1 protein-coding gene is annotated in these 403 nt (G+C 64.0%); it reads left to right on the forward strand.

From position 1 onward, the window contains the following. On the forward strand, positions 1–403 hold a 403-nt coding region (locus PH586_RS23445), incomplete at both ends, for a formyltransferase family protein (protein ID WP_271350214.1).

A 403-nucleotide genomic window follows, 5' to 3' on the forward strand; every position in this document is an offset into this window, starting at 1 on the left:
CTTCGACGAGCAGGCCTTCCGCGCCGGCTTGGTCGAGCGTCTCGCCCCCTTTGGCATGCACACCGAACTGACCCCACCGGGCTATCGAGCCAAGGTGGTGCTGATGGTGAGCAAGGCCGACCATTGCCTGAACGACCTGCTCTACCGTCAGCGCATCGGCCACCTGGCCATGGACGTGGTGGCGGTGGTGTCCAACCATCCCGATCTGGAACCGTTGGCGCGCTGGCATGACATTCCCTATTACCACTTCCCCCTCGACCCGAATGACAAGCCGGCACAGGAGCGCAAGGTGATGCAGGTGATCGAGGACACCGGCGCCGAGCTGGTGGTACTCGCCCGCTACATGCAGGTGCTCTCGCCGGAACTGTGCCGCAAGCTGGACGGCTGGGCGATCAACATCCAC

It is taken from the genome of Pseudomonas aestuarii (genome assembly GCF_027988105.1).
In the GTDB taxonomy this organism is placed as follows: domain Bacteria; phylum Pseudomonadota; class Gammaproteobacteria; order Pseudomonadales; family Pseudomonadaceae; genus Aquipseudomonas; species Aquipseudomonas aestuarii.